This is a genomic window from Pontibacter rugosus (assembly GCF_042678745.1).
GTDB classification, from domain to species: Bacteria; Bacteroidota; Bacteroidia; order Cytophagales; family Hymenobacteraceae; genus Pontibacter; species Pontibacter rugosus.
In genome coordinates this window covers 1-2226 of the sequence record NZ_JBHTLD010000376.1, presented here as the reverse complement: position 1 = coordinate 2226, position 2226 = coordinate 1, and the positions used below count along the sequence as shown (strand labels likewise).

General features: G+C 52.7%; 2 protein-coding genes. One reads left to right on the top strand and one right to left on the bottom strand.

What is annotated here, in order from left to right:
• Positions 1–63 precede the first annotated feature (63 nt).
• Positions 64–390 carry a hypothetical protein gene (locus ACFQ2O_RS21315; RefSeq protein ID WP_377532858.1) on the bottom strand — a complete coding sequence of 109 codons (327 nt, stop codon included), beginning with the start codon at positions 388–390 and terminating at the stop codon, positions 64–66.
• A 180-nt stretch (positions 391–570) separates the two neighbouring features.
• Here ACFQ2O_RS21315 and ACFQ2O_RS21310 point away from each other — a divergent pair, with 180 nt between their 5' ends.
• The gene (locus ACFQ2O_RS21310) at positions 571–2127 is read left to right on the top strand and encodes an IS1182 family transposase (RefSeq protein WP_377532856.1); all 1557 of its coding nucleotides are present in this window, start codon (positions 571–573) and stop codon (positions 2125–2127) included.
• The last annotated feature ends 99 nt before the right edge of the window (positions 2128–2226 follow it).

Below are 2226 nucleotides of genomic sequence, written 5' to 3'. Positions count from 1 at the left end.
TAGGTGGTAGGCCGAAGTATGGAGTATATAAGTGGATAGCCTTTTACCTTTTATTTTAAAAGTTTATACATTACTAGAATGTTTCGATGGGAACAGAGCTACCCCTGTAATCGGTAGTCCAATCAGATTAATCAGGTAACCGAGGAACAAAAATATTCCAGCTCCTATTACACATTTCGGTTCATCAGGTCCAAAGTTATACATGAGACCTTTCGCTGAAAAATAAGTCGCAAGTATTGGAACAACTACACCTAATAAGGAACAGCCTAAAATAGCTAAGCTAAACTTCATCCGTCCTGCTTTGTTCTTGCTCTTTCCAATCACTACTAAAATAATTATTGGAAGCAGGATTATCAGCACTGGTATTATTACCCCAAGTAACAGCCCCATTATGCCTATTTTAACGTTCTTGTCATTCTTTGTGTATGCTGTATTTTGAAATGTACGACAACGGACTAGTATAAATAACGTGCAAGGCCGTCGGCCGTTGCATGATGTTTATACAGTGTGCTTGTTGCACAACTTTCTGAAGATAAGCGTAAAAGGAGATAGCACCAAATCATTGAGGCGATGCAGGGCAGGAAAACTTTTGAAGACGAGCGGGAGCTGCGTTTCTCGCTCTCGGCGCACGTGCCGGCGCATAACTTCTACCGCCGGCTCAAAGCGAGGCTGGACCTTTCGTTTCTTTACGAGTTGACCAGCAAATACTACGGCAGCTGCGGGCAGCGCTCGATCGATCCGGTGGTTTTCTTCAAGCTCTGCCTGGTGGGCCACCTGGAGAACATCATCTCAGACAGAAAACTCATCGAGCACTGCAGCCTGCGGCTGGACCTCTTGTACTTCCTGGACTACCAGCTCGACGAGCCGCTGCCCTGGCACTCGACGGTGTCACGTACACGCCAGCTATTGCCTCCCAGCTTATTTGAAGAAGTCTTTACCCGCGTGCTCTGCCTATGCGTGGAGGCAGGCATGGTGGCAGGCCATACGCAGGCGGTGGATTCGGCTTTGGTCAAGGCCAATGCCTCCATGGACTCGTTGGAGCTGAAGGTGCCACAGCAAGAGCTGGATGCCCATCTGGAACGGGTCAGGGCCATCAGCCACGGGGACCGAAAAGCGAAGGCCGACAAAGCCACCCCTCTGCAGAGAACCATCACCGCCAGCCGCGACGAGCTGCTGGAGATCAAGGCCCGCAACCGCAAGTGGGGTTTGGAGCAGGACTACCGCCCCGGCGCCCGCAACAAGGGCTCGAAATACACCTCCAACAAGACCCATTACTCCCCGGTGGACCCCGATGCGCGGATAGCGGTAAAGCCGGGCAAAGCCAGGAAGCTCTGCTACCTGATGCAGCTGGCCGTGGACGCTAGCCGTTACGTGATCACCCACACCCACGCAGATCTGGCCGAGCGCAAAGACAACCAGTGCCTGCCGCATCTCTTCACGGCCCTCACCTCAAGGCTTGGGCGCCTGGGGCTTGGCTGCACTGCCCTGCTGGCTGACGCGGGCTACTCCTCAGGAGAGAACTACCACCTGCTGGAAGAAAACGGGATCACGGCCTACATCCCGCCGCATGGCACCTACAAAGGTGGCCCGGAGGGCTTCACCTATCACAGAGAGGAGGACTACTGGCTCTGCCCCTGGGGCAAGAAAGTAACATTCCGAAAGGTAAAGGTAGAGCCCAAGAACAACATCAAAAAGAGGCTTTACTTCACCACCAGAAGGGACTGCAAGCAGTGTCCTTACAAAGAGGGCTGTATCGGCAAGGGGCACGAGCGCAAGGTGGAGATCACCTATTACCGCGACGAGTACGAGTGGGTCATCGCCCGCCTGCGCACGCGCTGGGGGCGGCGCATGAAAGGACTCCGGCAAGCCACCGTGGAGCCGGTGCTGGGCACGCTGGTGAACTTTCTGGGCATGGGCAAGATCAACACGCGGGGGCTGGAACAGGCCCACAAGGGGATGCTGCTGGCTGCTGCGGCCTACAACCTGCAGAAACTGCTGCGATTCAAGCCAGAAAGGAGCCAAACAGCTGTCATGGCCTTGCCCAGGCCGGAGCTGAAAGCGTTTTTCAAGACGGTTTTGGAGAGAAGCGAAATCGGAAACGGAATAGATGCCAGAAGTTACTGCTGAGTTGTGCAACAGCTACCAGTGTTGGGCAAAGTAATTTTATTTTATATCTAAAAAGTAAGAGTATGTATTATAAAATTTATTTCTACTCTTATTCAGAAG

Bases quoted from the DNA above. Each gene is read 5' to 3' on its own strand.
- ACFQ2O_RS21315 (WP_377532858.1), bottom strand. From the start codon at position 390: ATGGGGCTGTTACTTGGGGTAATAATACCAGTGCTGATAATCCTGCTT.
- ACFQ2O_RS21310 (WP_377532856.1), top strand. From the start codon at position 571: ATGCAGGGCAGGAAAACTTTTGAAGACGAGCGGGAGCTGCGTTTCTCG.